The sequence below is a fragment of the Hymenobacter coccineus genome (assembly GCF_001816125.1).
Taxonomy (GTDB): domain Bacteria; phylum Bacteroidota; class Bacteroidia; order Cytophagales; family Hymenobacteraceae; genus Hymenobacter; species Hymenobacter coccineus.
Genome location: NZ_MDZA01000387.1, coordinates 1 through 211, shown reverse-complemented (window position 1 = coordinate 211; position 211 = coordinate 1). Strand labels below are relative to the sequence as shown.

Below are 211 nucleotides of genomic sequence, written 5' to 3'. Positions count from 1 at the left end.
CCATGAAGCCGGCCGTGTCCAGCATGGTTTTGCCCAGCCACTGCCGGCGTTCGGCCGCGTCGGGGCACGCTGCGGGGCGTTGAGGTAGCGGTAGCGCTGTCGGGCGAGCGGCCCATGAAGCCGGCCGTGTCCAGCATGGTTTTGCCCAGCCACTGCCGGCGTTCGGCCGCGTCGGGGCACGCTGCGGGGCGTTGAGGTAGCGGTAGCGCTG

General features: G+C 71.6%; 1 protein-coding gene. It reads right to left on the bottom strand.

What is annotated here, in order from left to right:
• Window positions 1–211, bottom strand: a 211-nt coding sequence (locus tag BEN49_RS28965) for a hypothetical protein (RefSeq protein ID WP_204376157.1), incomplete at both ends; no start/stop codon positions are given.